The organism is uncultured Stenotrophomonas sp., assembly GCF_913778665.1.
GTDB lineage: Bacteria > Pseudomonadota > Gammaproteobacteria > Xanthomonadales > Xanthomonadaceae > Stenotrophomonas.
The window spans coordinates 44,689-60,084 of record NZ_CAJYVQ010000001.1 but is presented as its reverse complement, the minus strand read 5'-3'; the positions used below and the strand labels follow the sequence as shown (position 1 = coordinate 60,084).

Here is a 15,396-nt window from a genome sequence, read left to right as displayed (position 1 = left end):
CGGGAGCGAAGGATTTCGCGCCTGAGAGGAGCCGGATACGTCAACCATACAGCATGAACAGTTAAGGGCGTGGATCTTGCCAAGCCATTCATGCCGGATTTCTGGCCTGCGTCTCAGGCGTAGGCACCCTTGGGGTGCCTACGACCCGCGCTGGACTACTTCGGCATCAAGACTGTGTCGATCACATGAATGACGCCGTTCGACTGGCCAACATCGGCAATGCTGATGCCTGCCTTGCCTCCCTTTGCGTCGACCACCCACAGCTTTCCATCACGAAGCGCTACGGTGAGCGGCTCGCCCTGAACCGTCTTCAATGTGGCCTTTCCGCCATGCTTCTTGGCGTCCGCCATAAGCTGGGCGGAGCTGTAGCTGCCGGGGACCACATGGTAGGTCAGGATCTTGGTCAGCTGAGCCTTGTTCTCTGGCTTTACCAGCGTATCCACCGTTCCTGCCGGCAGCTTGTTGAAGGCCGCGTTGGTGGGGGCGAAAACGGTGAAGGGGCCGGCGCCGTTGAGGGTATCAACCAGGCCTGCTGCCTTGACCGCAGCGACCAGTGTGGTGTGGTCCTTGGAGTTGATGGCGTTCTCGACGATCGTCTTGGTCGGATACATCTCCGCACCGCCGACCATGACTGGGCTGGCGGCGAAGCTGGACGAAGCTGCTGAAACGAGTACGGCGAGACTCACTGCGGCGGCAATGCGCTTAAGAGTGTTCACTGTGCGTTCCTTGGTAAGTTGCCTGCGGTGTGCAGACATCCCACATACGCCCTGGCAGTGCATCTGGATGCAGGGCGGATCGACCAATGTGGAACGGTTCAGGGAGGTCAAGGAGCGGTCCGGCCTGCCCGTTGGCCTTGCTGTATGGGATGTTAGCAACTGCCGCAGGAACTGGCCGATGATCCGTCCAACCTGTTCAAGAAGTACCGCGCCGCTTTCGCTCAGCGCTTTGGGCCAGCGCATCGCGAGGGAACGCCATGGAGACACTCACCCCCGGCGGCCATCTTTCGGCTTGTTATGACACAACGGATAACCCGAGCACGACCGGAACGCCCCATGCGGGCCATTCCGGTCCACAAACACGCCCACCTTGCAGACCGGGCAGCGCTCTTCGTTGATGGTCTCGCCAGACAGGTTGGTCACCTTCACCGCGCCGTCCTCCACCAGCTCATCCAAGAACGGCGAACGCTTGCCGAGCAGGGTGAACATGACAACCGACCGCCGCGCACGCGTCAGTGCTACATAGAACAAGCGCCGCTCTTCGCTCAGCGGATAGGTATCGCCGTCCGGCATCGCCAGTGAAAGCACCGGGTCGTCCGACCGCAGGCTGGGGAATCCACGATTCACCATTGCCGGCAGTATCACGTAATCCGCCTCGCGCCCCTTTGAACGGTGCGCGGTGAGGAATTCCACCTCCATCGTGCTGCCGAAGGTCTTCTTCCAGTCCGAAGGAACGGAATTGCCGTCGGCCCGATAACGCCCCAGGATGAAGACGGAGACGCGCCCATCGCGGCCCCGCGGCACCGCGCCAGACAGCAGTTGCTGGTGCAGCCTGGCAAGGTACTGTCGGATGCCATCCTGCACTTCCTCGCGTCGCTTCATCTGGAAGGCCTGCAACACCGGACCGATCGCCGGTGCCCGCGAGCGGACCTGCTTGGTGATCTGCACCGGATTGCGGCTGATGAAGCGGCTGGAAACATCACAGAGCGCTTGAGGACAGCGGAAGGTCTGCTCCAGCTTCAGCACCTGTCCTTGCCCCATCCAGTCGCGGAATCCGGTCATCACCGAAACGTCGGCACCGGCAAAGCGGTTGATCGACTGCCAGTCGTCACCGACCGCGAACAGGAAGCGGTCCTGGCCGCTGGCCAACGCGCGGCACAGGCGCGCGCGGGCGCGGGACGCATCCTGGAATTCGTCCGCCATCACCAGGTCATAGGGCGACTCATACCGGCCCTGTTCCAGCAGCCCGGCGGCCATGTTGAGCATGTCTTCGAAGTCGATGCCGCGCTCGCCGGCCAGTGCATCGTCCCAGGCCTGGAAGACAGGGCCGGCGATTTCCAGGAATCGGCGGTGACGCTCCTTGAACTGGTCCTCCGGCATCTGGCGCAGGCGCCCGGCCATGTCCTCAAGCGTCAGGCAGTTGCTCTTGGCGTGGGCGATGAAGGTCCGCATCAGGCCGATCAGATCGGCATCCGGCATGGGCCTGGCACCCTCATCCGGCAGTTCGCGGTCTGGATTCGGGTCGAGTTCGACGTGGGCGCCGCTGAGCGCTTCAGCCAGATGGTGCAGAGCCTGCCCGCTGCGCAGCCCAAACGATGTCGTTTCGATAAGCGCGGTTCCGCGCGATGCGTGCTCCTGGCGTTTCCACTGCATGCCTTCGGTGTAGTTGGCAAAGTGCTTCGGCGGCTGGCCATCGGCATCCAGCGCAAAGTGCTCGTGATACAGCGCCGCGTCCGGGTAATAGAAGTCAGGGCGATACTGGCGATGAGTGTCGGTGGCAGTGTCGAATTCATAGCGGCGCTCGTAGTCATACGCCACGCCGTTGTAGAACAGCCAATCGGCGATGACGCACTCTTCCAGGCTCTTCACCCGCTCACCCTGCAGGGAGCGGATGTAGGGCGTGCCATCGCGGTCGTAGCCATCGGCCAGCATTTCCGCACCGAACGGCGGCAGGTCGCGGCCGAACACCAGGCGGAACATGTCCCATTGGGTGCGGAAGTGGGTCGAGCGGTCTTTGAGGTCATCCACCAGTTCGGCCAGCTTGTTGAAACCCAGCGTGGCGTCGATGGCCCATTCCGGAATATCGGGCTTGCGTCCCGTTGCCTTGGCGGTGATGGCCAGGCCGAGCGCGTGGAAGGTCCGCGCTTCGACCACGCTACCGGCCATGCCGAGCCGTTCGAATGACCGCTGTGCTCGCGCCTCCAACTCCTGGGCGGCGTCCTTGTTGAAGGCGAGCATCACGATCCGCTCCGGCTCGACGAAGCCGCGGTCAATGGCATAAGCCGCCTTGGCGACCAGGGTCGAGGTCTTGCCGGAGCCGGCCGCGGCCACGACCTGCACGCGGTTGTCGAAGCAGATGACCGCGCGCGCCTGCTCTTCGGTCAGCGGTTGGCTCTCGACGCGGTCCAGGAAGTCCCGGGCCAACAGCTGCTCGCGCCGGCTCATCGCTTCATTTGCGTCGGCCCAGGCTGCCGGCCAATCGAGGTTCCAGTCGCGCAATGCGTCCAGCGCTGCACGATGGCTGTGCGAGTGCAGATCTTCGTGCACGTCTTCATCAAGGAACAGCGCGTCCAGCTCGGCAGCTTGCAGGCGCACGCACGTGCGCTCGGCCAGCAGTGCCTGCTGCTGCGCATGGGTGATCCAGCGGCGACCGGCATTGCTGCGGTCGATGAGCGCGTCGGCGTCACTCAGCCATGCCTGGATCTGTTCCAGGGTTGCGTCAAAGAGGGCCTTGCGCCCGCGCGCGGTATGCGCAGAGAGCATCTGACGCAGGGCCGCCGCAAGCCGGGATGCCTGCCTATTCGGAAGCCCGTCCACCGACAGCACTCCCGCATTGCCGGTCAGCATTTGAACCCGTGACCACAAGATCCCTGGAATGACCTGCACGCGATGATCGTCATCCACGCGCTGCCGGTAGGGCCGTCCGAAGATGCTCAACTCGACGTATTCGCCATCCAGCCGCAGGCACCAATCCGGTGAGCGGGTCACGTGTCGGCCCCAGCCCGAGGGGCGCCATTCCATAGACATCCAGATACTGCCCTGCAAGCGTCAATGGGGCTTGTAGAGCCCCCACGCCCACATGATAAGGGCCCTTGCCGATGCGTGTGGCCTCACCTGCAGCACTGAGTCACTCGAACGCGCGATCCCGCTTCGTTGGCGGCACCTCCACCGCATCGCCGCGCCGGACCCGCTCATCCAGATCCACTGCCGATGCGGCCAAAGCATCCTGCGCATCGAAATCCCAGTTGTCCCTGTAGTTCCGCGCCAGCAGATCACACACCGCCCTGGCGCGCTGATAGGCGGCGATCGGAACCCGAGCGCAGGCGAGCGGCAGCGGCTTCAGCTCGCCGCCGCCTGCAGGGTTTCACTGCGCGTTCATCATTCGGCGCAGCATGGAGGGGCCGTGTATGCAGCGCACTTCAACGCGCAACTCAGGCGTTCACATCGACAACGATGCGCCCACGCACCTTCCCCGGAATGATCTGCTCGTAGACGTTCAGCACCTCGGCGAGACCGATCTGCTGCACGGTGCTTTCCAGCTTCCGCGGATCCAGATCGGTGGCAAGTCGATCCCACGCGCGCTGGCGGACCTCCGGCGGCGCATTCACCGAATCCACGCCGGCAAGGGTCACGTTGCGGAGAATGAAGGGCAGCACCGAGCCGTGCAGGGCATCGCTCTGTGCCATTCCACAGGCGGCGACGGCGCCTCGATACTTCGTCTCCGCAATGGCATTGACGAGGGTAGGGCCGCCGGCCACATCCACCACGCCTGCCCAGCGCTCGGCACTCACTGGCCTGGCCCGCGGTTCTGAAAGCTGCGCGCGGTCGATGATCTCCGCTGCGCCCAAGCTGTGCAGGTACTCGGCATGCTCAAGCCGGCCGGTCGCGGCCACCACGCGATAGCCGAGCCTGGACAGGATCGCCACCGCGATCGAGCCGACGCCACCGTTGGCGCCGGTGACCAGTACGTCGCCCTTATCGGGTCTCACACCCGCATCTTCCAATGCCAGTACGCACAGCATGGCGGTATAGCCTGCGGTGCCGATGGCCATGGCGTCGCGCGTGGTCAGGTTGCCGGGAATCCTGTTGAGCCATTCGCCACGAACCCGGGCGCGCTGGGCGAGGCCGCCGTGGTGGCCCATGCTGAGATCCCACCCGTTCAACACGACCCGGTCACCGGGCTGGAAACCGGCATTGCTCGATTCCAGTACCACGCCAGCCAGGTCGATGCCCGGAATCAACGGGAACGTCCGGATCACTGGACGCGTGCCGGTGAGGGCGAGCGCATCCTTGTAGTTGAGCGTGGAGTATTCGACCTGCACCAGCACGTCGCCGTCCATCAGGTCCGCTTCATCGAAATCGACCAGTTCGGTGGAAACGCCGTCGCCGGTTTTACGGGTCAGTAGTGCCTTGAAACTCATGGGAAGGGCTCACGTTCAGTGGATGGACCCATGCTAGGCTCGCACCACTATCGCAACAAGAACGATGATTTTCCGTAGGTACTATGTTTTTCCGGAGTATTCATGCGTAGCAAGCGCTGGGACGGCAAGAGTGGTTGCGCGGTGGAAGTCACGCTGTCGGTGATCGGCGGCGTGTGGAAGCCGATCATTCTTTTTCACCTGATGACGGGCAAGCGGCGTTTCATGGAACTGACGCGTCGGGTGCCCAACGCCACGCAGTCGATGCTGACCAGTCAGCTGCGTGAGCTGGAGGCCGACGGGGTGGTGATCCGCCACGTCTATCCCGAGGTGCCGCCGAAGGTGGAATACGAGCTTTCCGAATTCGGGCGCACGCTGGTCCCGGTGCTGCTGGCGATGCGGGAGTGGGGTGAAACCTATCGCGGCTTCAAGCACGCTTCCTGAGGCGCGCGCCAATGCCAGCCCTGCGAACGAGGGCTGGCATGCATCACGCCAGCGCGTGACTTACGGGATGGTGCAGCCACTGTTTCTCAAGCAGCGGGCAAACGCGGGGTAGCAGACGTTCTCGCCATTACCCGCCGCCAGACATGCCTCGTAGGCGGTGTAGCACGGGGTGCACCGGGATTGCGCGGAGACACTGCCCATTCCGAGAGTCAGTGCAGCAGCCGCAATAGCAACAGACAGCTTGAATCCAATCTTCATGCTTCACTCCGTTGATAGCCCTCCTTGGGCATCTGGGAGGCTAACGCGGGAGATTGTCGGGTTCAACCCATCCCGTTCACAGTGGGTGTCTGCTTGACCCAGCGGAGGGGGGGGCGGTGTCCCCAATACAACGATGCCCCTGAGAAGGGGCATCGTCGGGGTTTACGGCGCCGCCTTCTGCTGCCGCGGGTCGGCAATGATGCGCGAGGGCGATCCATACAGCACCAGCACCCGCATGCCGGTGCTGAATACCGGATCCGGGCCTTGCACAACGGTCATCAGGTTGCCGTTCTCGGTCTGCACCACGTACTCCAGGCCCTGGGCTTTGGACAGTGCGCGTTCGGAAGCGGCACCGGCAATCGCGCCCACCACCATGCCACCGATGGCGCCAATGGCGGCGGCCTGATCGCTGCCGCCGAGGGTCGAGCCGGCAACGCCGCCTGCGGCACCGCCCGCGACGGTGCCGCCGCCTTGGGTGCCGTCGATGCTCACCGAGCGCACACTGATGACCGTACCGCCGACAGTTCGATTGACCTGGCCCACCGAGCCAATGGAGTAGCTGTCGGTGCGCACATTGGGAGCGCACGCCGTCAACAGTGCCGCAACCGAAGCGGTCAGCAGCAAGCGCTTCACGGCGCTTCCTGCTTGTTCGGGAACATCGGCTTGGTGATGTCCACGGTCTCCAGCGCCTGCAGGAACTGGGCGATGTTGTTCTGTGCCGATCGGCTGATCGACTCGCGGGCGCGAATCACACCGGCAAAGGCATAGTTGAACGGTACTTCGCCGGAGGCGCTCACGTCCTGGGTGTAGACGATGCTGCCGGTGGCGCGATCGATCAGCTCATACCGGGCGATCGTCTTGGTGGTCATCGATGCGCCGAAATTCGGAATGTCAATGGCCAAGATCTTCACCGACAGACTCAGCTTGACCGGCGCATCGTCGCGGAAGACCGCCATCTTGTTCAGTGCTTCGGTCAGCGCGTTCTGCCACATTTGCGGCACTTCGTGCTGCGCCTGCGCCGGAATCTTGCCCTTGGCCTCGTCCGGGCGCGCGAGCGTGACCGTCAGCGACTTCAGCTCACCGTCGATCTTCTTGCTGCTGACGCCGACGTTCGGAACCGAGAAATTGAGCGGAGGATTGGTGCTGCAACCCGCCAGCGACACAGCGAGGATCGCTGCGAACAGGAACTTCTTCATCCATTTTCCCCTGTGATTACGTTGAAACATCCATGGTGAATCGTGTCTTCGTCGGCAACGTCCGTGCTGCAGCGCAGTGGCCGCATGAGGGTGTCGCTGACTGCGCGCAAGGATACCTGAATCGGGGCGTGTTGCCGTCTTGCTTCCGCATGACAGTCAAGGCGTCACGGCATACGTGGCGGTGGAATCTCGGACGCGACCTCCGGTACCACCTCCGGCACCAGCGAGAACTGGTAGCGGTTGTCGTACAGCTTCACTTCCAGCTGCTTCCGGCCACGCCGTTCAAGTGTGTAAAGCTTGCCGGCCCAGGGGCTGCCGAGCAGCACCATCGGGCTGATGTCGCCCAGCCGCGACGCTTCCAGATGCACCACCACGCGGTCATCCAGGTAGGCAACCTTCACCGAGCTGAAGAACGTGGCGTATTGGCCGCTGCTCATCGCGGCGTAGCCGGTCAGTTCCGGATGCGCGACCAGGAACACGAAGTGGCTGCTGAAATCCACGTTGCCCAGATCGAGCTCGCTGTCGCGCGAGTGCCGCGCCGACGGCCAATGCGGGTCCATCGTGTCCAGCGCATCGGCGTGGGTGATGGGGAAGAAGCGGATATCGAGGTAGCCCGGTCCGCCCGAATCCACCCGGGCCTGGCCGTCCTTCACCGAGGCCGATGACAACAGATTGTCATGCACCAGCCCCGGCGGGGTACTCATGCGGAATTCGCTGCTGGCCTGGACGTCCTGAGGGGGATTGAAGAACTCGCCCACCTGTTCGCTCTGGCAGGCGGCAAGCAGGGGCAGGGCCACCAGCGACACTGCGCGCTGCAGCAGGGTACGGATCCGTGTCATTGCATCAGGCCTCATCCATGGGAAGGCCATTAGATCACGCTGGGTGCAGCCGGGCATCAGCCCGGCGCGACAGTGAGCGGCCGCTCAGAAGGTGTAACCCGCCTGCAGATACACCCGCCGCGGCTCGCCAGGGAAATGCCCGTTGCGTTCGATGAAGCCGCTGGCGGCGTACACCTTGTCGAACAGGTTCTTGACGTTGGCCTGGAACTGCCACTGTTTCCAGGTGGTCTTCCAGCTCATGTCGAACACGGTATAGGCCTTCACCGTCTGCCCATCGAGGCTGACACGCTCGCCGACATGGTCGGCGCCGAAGCCGATGGCCGAGTTGATCGCTGGCAGGGCGTAGCGCGTCCACAGCCCCACCTTGTTGCGTGGGGCATTGGCGAAGCGGTCGCCGGAGGCATTGGTGATGCCGCCCGGTCCGGCATCCTTCACCCGCGCGTCGTTGTAGGCGTAGGTCAGGTTCAGCACCCAGCGCTCGGTCACATCGGCCAGCAGGTCCAGCTCCATGCCGGTGCTGCGCACCAAGCCCAGCGCCGCGAGCTGATTGACGCCACCGATCACCTCGCCGGTGGACTGCACGATGTTGCTGCGATCGATGCGGTACGCCGCCATGTTCAAGGTCACGCGGTCGGCCAGCAGGGATTTCAGGCCCACTTCCCACTGCCTGCTGCGTTCGGCGTCGAATGGACCGCCGGCAGCCGGGTTCTGGTTTGCAGCGCTCTGCGGCACGAAGCCGCTGGCCACGTTGGCGTACAGGTTCAGGCCCTCGCGCACGCTGAAGGTGCTGCCCAGCCGCCAGCTCAGATCGTTGCCGTCCACGCGGCTGCCGCCGAGGCGATCCTCATCCTGGAAGCTGTCCCAGCGCAGCCCGGCCAGCACGTGCCAGCGCGGGCCCAGGGCCAGCTCATCCTGCAGGTAGGCGCCATAGCGCTTGCTGCGGCTGGAGGTGCTGCGCCAGGGCAGGGCGGCCAGGTTGTAATCGTGCCAGGTACTGGCGCCGTACACCGGATTGAACAGGTCGATGCCGCGCACCGGTCCGGCACCGCGTGCCAGATCGGCACTGTTGGCGGTCTGCGCGGTGAAGTCGGCGTCGAGCTGGTACACATCGGCACCGAACAGCACCTTGTGTCCGATACGGCCGGTGTCGGTCCGCCACACCGCATTGGCGTTGGCGGTGAATGCCTGGTTGTCGCGAATCTGGTTGCGCAGCTGTCGGGTCATCCATTCGGCCACGCCATCGCGGTCGTGGTCGATCAGCCCCATCGGCTCGTGGTACATCTGGTGCTCGTTGTTGCTGAACCAGCGCGCGGCAACATCCACATCCAGCGTGTCGAGCGGTGCGAAGCGATACTGCGCCAGCGCTACCTTGGCGCGCATGTCGAGGAAGTCGCTGGCCTCGTTGTGGTTCCAGCGGCGGTCGGTCAGGAAGGTGCCGGCATCGTTCACCGGTACACCGCGCAGGCGGTTGCCGCCGAGGTTCTGGGTGATGTCGGTGAACTGCAGCACCAGCTCGCCGGTCCGGCCGACATCGAAGGCCAGCGAGGCATCACCGATCACGCTTTCGCTATCGGCATTCCAGCGCAGGCCCTGCTCGGTGTCGGCATACAGCCCGGCGCGGTAGCGCATGCTGCCGCTGGCATTCAACGGGCCAGTGCCTTCAATGGAGCCGGCGCGGAAATCCTTGTTGCCCATCTGCGCTTCGATGCGGCGCTCGGCACTGGCTTTGGGCTTGCGTGTGACGTAGTTGATGACCCCGCCGGCGTCGCCGCCGCCGTACAGCGCGCCGGCCGGACCCTTCAGCACTTCCACGCGCTCGATGTTGAACAGCTGCGGCACCGAGAAGCCGGCATACGGATCGCCGCGCAGGCCGTCGTACAGCACGTTCTCCTGGCGGAAGCCGCGCAGGGTGACACCGGCATAGCTGAAGAAGCTGATGCCGCTGATGCTGCGGTACAGGTCGGTGACCTGGCGCGCTGCCTGATCGTCGATCAGCTCGCGTGGCACCACCTGGATCGATTGCGGTACCAGCGCCAGCGGGGTGTCGGTGCGGGTACCCACGGCGGCGTCGTCGACCCGGTACAGGGTCTGCGCGCGGCCGCGCACTTCCACCCTGTCCAGCGCGGTGGGGGTGTTGGTCGAGGGTTCGGCGGCGCTGGCAAGCGCGGCCAGGGGCAGGGTCAGCGCCACGGAGAGGACGCGGTGGCGGAGCATCGGCAGGGGCATGGAAGGGGAGGAGTGGTTGCAAATGAGAAAGAGTAGCATTTGCAACACTTCGTGGCCTACCCCCCGAACGCACTATGGACGTGCGCCGGGGTCGGTGTACGGGGTGCCGGCGAGGGCGGCCAGTACGCCGGTGGCACCGCGTACGATCAGCTGCACCATCGCGTCGCGCGGGTCCTCGCCCAGCGCCTGGCTGGCCAGTCCCTTTTCGTAGGCGGCCACCATCGAGGCCAGCAGCATCGCGGCGCCCAAACGCGCCTCGGCATCGTCGGGCGGTCGTCCGACCGTCTCCGCCATCACCTGTGCCAGATCGTCGGTCAGCTGCGCCTGCAACCGCCGGGCATGCGCGACCAGCACCGGGCTGTCGGCCACTGTGGCCCAGAACGCGGCCGCGCCCGGGTTGATCCGCAGCAGCGGATGGCCGCCCTCGAGCAGTTCGCGCACCAGCGACTGGAACGCGGTGAGCGGCGTCATGCCGCTGCGCGCCCGCATGCCCTCGCGCAGCAGGGTCCGTGCTTCCTCGTCACGGTCGAATACCAGGTCTTCCTTGCTGGCGAAGTAGTTGAATACTGTTTTGCGAGAGACCCCGGCGGCCTCGGCGATCTCCGACATGGACACGGCCTCGAAGCCGCGCGCGATGATCAGCCCGGTGGCAACGTCGGAAATCGCTTGTCGGGTCTGGGCCCTGCGCTGCTCGCGGCGGCCTGGGGGCGGGGTCATCGGCAGTTCACTCATGAAAACGTACACCGAGTGTAACATTGTGCCGCCAGAGCGCCGACCCGGTGCTCACGAGGAATCCTCATGCTGTACGACGTCGTCATTGCAGGGGCGGGCCCAGTTGGGCTGTTCGTGTCCTGTGAGCTGGCGGGGGCCGGCTGTTCGGTACTGTTGCTGGAGGTCGCCGGGTCGCCCGAGTCGCCATTGAAGCGCTTGCCGTTCGGCCTGCGCGGCTTGAATGCGCCCACCCTGGAGGCGCTGGATCGGCGTGGCCTGCTGGACGCGGTCGCGGCCACCCAGGTGCTGAAGCCGGACAAGGGCGCACCGCCGCCCGGCACTGCGCACTGGCTGGCACAGCCACGGGCACTGGGCGGTCACTTTGCCGGCATCCCATTTGCGCTGGACAAGGTCGACGGCGGGCGCTGGCCGTATCGCCTGGACACACCGGTTGGCCCCCGGATGGCGGTGGAGCTGCATGCACTGGAAGCCTTGCTGACCACGCGCGCCACTGCGCTGGGCGTGCGGATCGAGCATGGCCGTGCGCTGCAGGGCATGCGCGCTGGCGACGACGCGGTGGTGGTTGAGACCAACGAGGGGCCGGTCCGGGGTCGCTGGCTGGTCGGCTGTGATGGTGGCCGCAGCACCGTGCGCAAACAGAGTGGCTTCAACTTCGTCGGCACCGCCCCAGAGTTCACTGGCCACTCGTTGCTGGTGGAGCTGGAAGACCCGTCGGTGCTGACGCCGGGCAGGCAGTACACCGCGCACGGCATGTGCAACTTCACTCTACCCGGGGCGCTGGCATTGGCGGACTTCGATGGCGGCGCAGGCCACCGCGCCGTGCTTGACCGGGACGCTGCGCAGGCCCTGTTGCGGCGCGTCTCCGGTCGTGATGCAACGATCACGGCCTTGCATCTGCACAGCACCTGGACCGACGGTGCGCGCCAAGCGCAGGCCTATCGCAACGGACGCGTGCTGCTGGCCGGCGATGCCGCGCATGTGCACTCGCCGCTGGGCGGGCAGGGCCTGAACCTGGGCATCGGCGATGCGATGAATCTTGGCTGGAAGCTGGCGGCGGTCGTGCGCGGCGAGGCCGACGACGCGCTGCTGGACAGTTATGGCGCGGAGCGCCATCCGATCGGTGCATGGGTGCTGGACTGGTCGCGCGCGCAGGTCGCGCTGATGCGACCCGGCGCAGGGTCACGCGCATTGGCGGCGGTGATGGCCGATCTGGCCGAGACCCGAGACGGCGCGACCTATCTGGCCGAGCGGGTCTGGGGCATCGCGCAGCGGCTGGATCTGGGCGAAGCGCATCCGCTGGTTGGCCGCAGCGTGCCTGACTTCCAGTGGGACGATGGCTGTCGCATGGGCGAGCGGTTGCGCGCCGGTGGCGGTGTGCTGCTGCTGTTCGACACTGATTCGGCGCTGTGCGAAGGCATTGACCGCGAATGGCGTCGCCTCACCTGCATCGCTTCGCCGGTGCACGACACACGGGGTCTGGGCGCGGTGCTGGTCCGGCCCGATGGCATCGTGGCCTGGGCCTGCGATGCCGGCGGCGATGCGACCGGGCTGGCCGAGGCACTGCAGCGCTGGTTCGGTGCACTGGCGCCGGCCTGATCGGTGCGGTTGCGGCGCAGCCGGCGAGAGCTGCGCCGACGGTGTTCAGAGGTCCTTTTTCTTGCCGCTCAGGTCCAGCGGCTTGTCGCTGCCCTTGCGCTCGCTCGACCAGACCTCCAGGCCCTTGTTGCAGCGGCTTTCGCGGGCGGCGACGTCAGGCGGCAGGTTCTTGAGGTGCGGTGATTCCTGGCAGGCCGGGCGCATCGCGTTGTCGTCATAAGTGGCACAGGCGCTGAGAGCGGACACGAGGATCAAGGCAAGCGTGGCGCGGCACGGGGACGACGGGGTCATGGCGGTTCTCGGAGGGAATGCCGGACTGGCCCTGCGATTCAAATCCGCGACAGCGCGCACGCGCAATCCACCCAAGCGCACTTGTTATGATGTAACAGGTGCGCGATAGTCGCCGGTTGCTCCGCGCAGGAACCCTACACCCGTACCGGCATCGGCGAACGTTGTCGCCCCGCCTCGGTCATCACCGCGGCCAGCTGCTTGAGCGAATAGGGTTTGCGCAGCAGGGTGAAGCCATGCCCCGGGTCGCGTGCCAGCAGTTCGCTGTAGCCGCTGGTGAGGATGATCGGCAGATCCGGGAACTGGCTGCGGACGTTGCGCGCCAGCTCCAGCCCGTTGGTACCGGGCATGACCACGTCGCTGAACATCACGTGGAAGCGCGCAGCATCCTGTTCCAGCGCCGCCAGCGCTTCGTCCGCGTTGCGTGCCAGCACCACGTTGTAGTCGAGTTCGCGCAGTGCACCGACCGCGAACTCGGCCACATCGACGTTGTCTTCCACCACCAGCACGCACAGCCCATGACCGTGGACCAGGCCCGGCTGCGGCTGCGCACGGACGATGCTGGCGCCGGCGTGTGCCAACGGAAGGTAGAGCGTGAAGCGCGTGCCGACACCCGCTTCGCTCTTCACATCCACTTCGCCTTCCGATTGCTTGACGAAGCCGAACACCTGGCTGAGCCCAAGGCCGGTGCCGGCGCCCACGCCCTTGGTGGTGAAGAAGGGTTCGAAAATGCGATCGACGATCGCCGGATCGATGCCTGCGCCGCTGTCGGTCACGCTGATGGCGGCGAACGCGCCCTTCATCGGTGCGGCGAAGCGGATCGATGGAACCGCGGTGACCTGTTCGACATCGATCGTCACGGTGCCCTGGCCATCGATCGCATCGCGTGCATTGACCGCGATGTTGATCAGCGCGGTGTCCAGCTGAGTGCGGTCCAGCAGCACTGGCAACGGCGTGCCGGGCAGGTTCACCGACATCGTGATGCGCGCACCGAGCACGGTGCCGATGATGTCGGACAGAGCCTGCACGCTCTCGCAGAGATCAAAGACCTCCGGCGACAGGCTCTGGCGGCGCGAGAATGCCAGCAGCTGCGCGGTGAGCCGGGTCGCCCGGTCCGAGGCGCTGCCGATGGCCTGGACGTAACGCAGGCGCGGATCGTCGCCAGGCCAGGTATGCAGCAGCATGTCCACCGAACCGGTGATGACCTGCAGCAGGTTGTTGAAGTCGTGGGCGACGCCGCCGGTGAGCTGGCCGATGGCCTCCAGCTTCTGCGACTGCCGCAGTTGCTCGCGTGCGCGTACCAGCTCCAGGTGCGCTTCGCGTGCCTGTTCGGTGATGGCGGCAACCTGGCGGCTGTGCATGTCGCGCTCGATCACCCGCTCGGTCTGTTCACTGACCACGCAGAAGATGCCGGCCACCGCGCCGCTGCCCATGCGCAGCGGCGAATAGGAGAACGTCCAGAACGTTTCCCGCAGCGTACCGTCGCGGTCCATCATCAGCGGCAGGTTGTTGAAGCTGCGATGGGTGCCGGCGAACGCATCATCAATGGCCGGCGCCACATCCTGCCAGACGTCGGCCCAGACGGTCTGCAAGCGGTTGCCCATCGCGCCGTGCACCTTGTCACCCAGCATCGGCAGATAGGCATCGTTGAAGAAGAACGCCTTTTCTTCACGGCCCCACGCGATCCACAGCGGCTCGGGAGAGTCGAGGATCATCGCCAGCAGGGTGCGCAGTTCGGGGGGAGCACTCGCGGCGGCGGCGGAACGGGCCCAATCGCTGTCCTGCAGCAGCCGGTAGGCCAGCTGGTCGGGCGTGGAGACAGAGAGGGGAAAGGGATGCATGGCCGTCGACGCGGAAAGGTGCGGCAGCATAGCCGAGTGCATGTCAGCACGTCCTGCACAGGCACGCGCGGCATCCGGACATTACATGCTCATACACCCAACAGTGTGGGGAGCTGCCAATCGGCCACCCGTGCGTGGCTGACCTGCTGGTGGCAACCGCAGCGTTCGCAACGGAACAGGGCGCCGCCCGGCAGCTGCAGCAGGCTGTGTTCGCTGGCCGAGGTGGTTTCCGCGCAGTGCCGGCAGGTAATGGTCAGCGCAGTAATGCGCTCCACTCCACCAGACAGGTTGAACACCGCCTCAAAGGCGCGGATGACGGGATGGATCGAGTCAGGCATGGACATCTCGGCAGGGGCACATGGCGCATCGTTGCTCAACGGCGGTGATGGCGCGGTCAGCTCCGTGCATGCGGCGGGTCAAGCGGACGCGGCTATTGCGACGCTGCGCCCTGGTGGCCGCGATGGGCGACTCGCCGCATCATGCGACGCAGATCAGCAGCAGGCTGCACAGCACCAGCATCAGCACGAACACACGCCGGCTCAGCGCCAGGCAGGCCAGGCACGCCGCCAAGGCCCACGCCGCCAGCAGGGCGCAGGCCAGCAGCCAAACGCCGATCACCAGCAGCGAGCCGCTCGCCAGCGCTGACAGGGCGATGGCCTTGAACAACCCCAGCCCCAGCACGCTGCCGAGCACGCCCGCCTGCAGGGCAATGGCGTCGTGGCGGGCGGGGCGGGAGTGGGGAAGCATGGCGGTTCCGGTGCGGGCCGACAGCGCGGCGTCGGTCGCACTGTGCCGAAAGGAACATCCACGCAATGTGTTCATTGCAGCAGCAGGCCGCAGAT

15 protein-coding genes are annotated in these 15,396 nt (G+C 65.4%); 2 read left to right on the top strand and 13 right to left on the bottom strand.

The window, feature by feature from the left end; genetic code table 11:
• Window positions 1–155: 155 nt before the first annotated feature.
• The 4 genes from QZ853_RS00335 to QZ853_RS00320 all read right to left on the bottom strand — a co-directional run bounded on the left by QZ853_RS00335 (window position 156) and on the right by QZ853_RS00320 (window position 5,137).
• Window positions 156–755, bottom strand: coding sequence for a fasciclin domain-containing protein (locus QZ853_RS00335; protein ID WP_295569951.1), 600 nt, complete (start codon window positions 753–755; stop codon window positions 156–158).
• A 228-nt stretch (window positions 756–983) separates the two neighbouring features.
• The gene (locus QZ853_RS00330) at window positions 984–3,737 is read right to left on the bottom strand and encodes a UvrD-helicase domain-containing protein (protein WP_295569811.1); all 2,754 of its coding nucleotides are present in this window, start codon (window positions 3,735–3,737) and stop codon (window positions 984–986) included.
• 106 nt (window positions 3,738–3,843) lie between these two features.
• The gene (locus tag QZ853_RS00325; protein ID WP_295569808.1) at window positions 3,844–3,996 is read right to left on the bottom strand and encodes a hypothetical protein; all 153 of its coding nucleotides are present in this window, start codon (window positions 3,994–3,996) and stop codon (window positions 3,844–3,846) included.
• Window positions 3,997–4,147: 151 nt separating this feature from the next.
• Window positions 4,148–5,137 (bottom strand): MDR family oxidoreductase, encoded by a 990-nt coding sequence (locus tag QZ853_RS00320; protein ID WP_295569806.1) that lies wholly within the window; start codon window positions 5,135–5,137, stop codon window positions 4,148–4,150.
• A 102-nt stretch (window positions 5,138–5,239) separates the two neighbouring features.
• On the opposite strand from QZ853_RS00320, the gene QZ853_RS00315 reads away from it, so the two are divergent.
• Window positions 5,240–5,578, top strand: a complete 339-nt coding sequence (locus QZ853_RS00315) for a winged helix-turn-helix transcriptional regulator (protein WP_295569804.1) — start codon at window positions 5,240–5,242, stop codon at window positions 5,576–5,578.
• A gap of 420 nt (window positions 5,579–5,998) precedes the next feature.
• Here QZ853_RS00315 and QZ853_RS00310 read toward each other — a convergent pair whose 3' ends face one another.
• From QZ853_RS00310 to QZ853_RS00290, 5 genes are all read right to left on the bottom strand, one after another.
• Window positions 5,999–6,469 (bottom strand): hypothetical protein, encoded by a 471-nt coding sequence (locus tag QZ853_RS00310; protein ID WP_295569802.1) that lies wholly within the window; start codon window positions 6,467–6,469, stop codon window positions 5,999–6,001.
• Window positions 6,466–7,032 carry a UDP-N-acetylglucosamine acyltransferase gene (locus tag QZ853_RS00305; RefSeq protein WP_295569799.1) on the bottom strand — a complete coding sequence of 189 codons (567 nt, stop codon included), beginning with the start codon at window positions 7,030–7,032 and terminating at the stop codon, window positions 6,466–6,468. The genes QZ853_RS00310 and QZ853_RS00305 overlap by 4 nt, the downstream gene beginning before the upstream one ends.
• A gap of 164 nt (window positions 7,033–7,196) precedes the next feature.
• The gene (locus QZ853_RS00300) at window positions 7,197–7,871 is read right to left on the bottom strand and encodes a hypothetical protein (protein WP_295569797.1); all 675 of its coding nucleotides are present in this window, start codon (window positions 7,869–7,871) and stop codon (window positions 7,197–7,199) included.
• A gap of 84 nt (window positions 7,872–7,955) precedes the next feature.
• The gene (locus QZ853_RS00295) at window positions 7,956–10,097 is read right to left on the bottom strand and encodes a TonB-dependent siderophore receptor (protein WP_295569795.1); all 2,142 of its coding nucleotides are present in this window, start codon (window positions 10,095–10,097) and stop codon (window positions 7,956–7,958) included.
• A gap of 72 nt (window positions 10,098–10,169) precedes the next feature.
• Window positions 10,170–10,814 (bottom strand): TetR/AcrR family transcriptional regulator, encoded by a 645-nt coding sequence (locus QZ853_RS00290; RefSeq protein WP_295569793.1) that lies wholly within the window; start codon window positions 10,812–10,814, stop codon window positions 10,170–10,172.
• An 81-nt stretch (window positions 10,815–10,895) separates the two neighbouring features.
• Here QZ853_RS00290 and QZ853_RS00285 point away from each other — a divergent pair, with 81 nt between their 5' ends.
• Window positions 10,896–12,425: an FAD-dependent monooxygenase gene (locus tag QZ853_RS00285; RefSeq protein WP_295569791.1), complete on the top strand. Its 1,530-nt coding sequence runs from the start codon at window positions 10,896–10,898 to the stop codon at window positions 12,423–12,425.
• Window positions 12,426–12,470: 45 nt separating this feature from the next.
• On the opposite strand, the gene QZ853_RS00280 is transcribed toward QZ853_RS00285, so the two are convergent.
• The 4 genes from QZ853_RS00280 to QZ853_RS00265 form a co-directional block, all read right to left on the bottom strand.
• A complete protein-coding gene (locus QZ853_RS00280) occupies window positions 12,471–12,716 on the bottom strand; it encodes a hypothetical protein (protein ID WP_295569789.1) in 246 nt (81 codons plus the stop codon).
• A 134-nt stretch (window positions 12,717–12,850) separates the two neighbouring features.
• Window positions 12,851–14,554: a PAS domain-containing sensor histidine kinase gene (locus QZ853_RS00275; protein ID WP_295569787.1), complete on the bottom strand. Its 1,704-nt coding sequence runs from the start codon at window positions 14,552–14,554 to the stop codon at window positions 12,851–12,853.
• Window positions 14,555–14,643: 89 nt separating this feature from the next.
• Window positions 14,644–14,892 (bottom strand): hypothetical protein, encoded by a 249-nt coding sequence (locus QZ853_RS00270; RefSeq protein WP_049458780.1) that lies wholly within the window; start codon window positions 14,890–14,892, stop codon window positions 14,644–14,646.
• A 139-nt stretch (window positions 14,893–15,031) separates the two neighbouring features.
• Window positions 15,032–15,301 (bottom strand): hypothetical protein, encoded by a 270-nt coding sequence (locus QZ853_RS00265; protein ID WP_295569784.1) that lies wholly within the window; start codon window positions 15,299–15,301, stop codon window positions 15,032–15,034.
• Window positions 15,302–15,396: the final 95 nt, after the last annotated feature.

What these genes read in the sequence shown, in the direction of transcription:
- QZ853_RS00335 (WP_295569951.1), bottom strand. Translation starts at nt 755, where the DNA reads ATGTCTGCACACCGCAGGCAACTTACCAAGGAACGCACAGTGAACACT.
- QZ853_RS00330 (WP_295569811.1), bottom strand. Translation starts at nt 3,737, where the DNA reads ATGGAATGGCGCCCCTCGGGCTGGGGCCGACACGTGACCCGCTCACCG.
- QZ853_RS00320 (WP_295569806.1), bottom strand. Translation starts at nt 5,137, where the DNA reads ATGAGTTTCAAGGCACTACTGACCCGTAAAACCGGCGACGGCGTTTCC.
- QZ853_RS00315 (WP_295569804.1), top strand. Translation starts at nt 5,240, where the DNA reads ATGCGTAGCAAGCGCTGGGACGGCAAGAGTGGTTGCGCGGTGGAAGTC.
- QZ853_RS00305 (WP_295569799.1), bottom strand. Translation starts at nt 7,032, where the DNA reads ATGAAGAAGTTCCTGTTCGCAGCGATCCTCGCTGTGTCGCTGGCGGGT.
- QZ853_RS00300 (WP_295569797.1), bottom strand. Translation starts at nt 7,871, where the DNA reads ATGACACGGATCCGTACCCTGCTGCAGCGCGCAGTGTCGCTGGTGGCC.
- QZ853_RS00295 (WP_295569795.1), bottom strand. Translation starts at nt 10,097, where the DNA reads ATGCCCCTGCCGATGCTCCGCCACCGCGTCCTCTCCGTGGCGCTGACC.
- QZ853_RS00290 (WP_295569793.1), bottom strand. Translation starts at nt 10,814, where the DNA reads ATGACCCCGCCCCCAGGCCGCCGCGAGCAGCGCAGGGCCCAGACCCGA.
- QZ853_RS00285 (WP_295569791.1), top strand. Translation starts at nt 10,896, where the DNA reads ATGCTGTACGACGTCGTCATTGCAGGGGCGGGCCCAGTTGGGCTGTTC.
- QZ853_RS00280 (WP_295569789.1), bottom strand. Translation starts at nt 12,716, where the DNA reads ATGACCCCGTCGTCCCCGTGCCGCGCCACGCTTGCCTTGATCCTCGTG.
- QZ853_RS00275 (WP_295569787.1), bottom strand. Translation starts at nt 14,554, where the DNA reads ATGCATCCCTTTCCCCTCTCTGTCTCCACGCCCGACCAGCTGGCCTAC.
- QZ853_RS00270 (WP_049458780.1), bottom strand. Translation starts at nt 14,892, where the DNA reads ATGCCTGACTCGATCCATCCCGTCATCCGCGCCTTTGAGGCGGTGTTC.
- QZ853_RS00265 (WP_295569784.1), bottom strand. Translation starts at nt 15,301, where the DNA reads ATGCTTCCCCACTCCCGCCCCGCCCGCCACGACGCCATTGCCCTGCAG.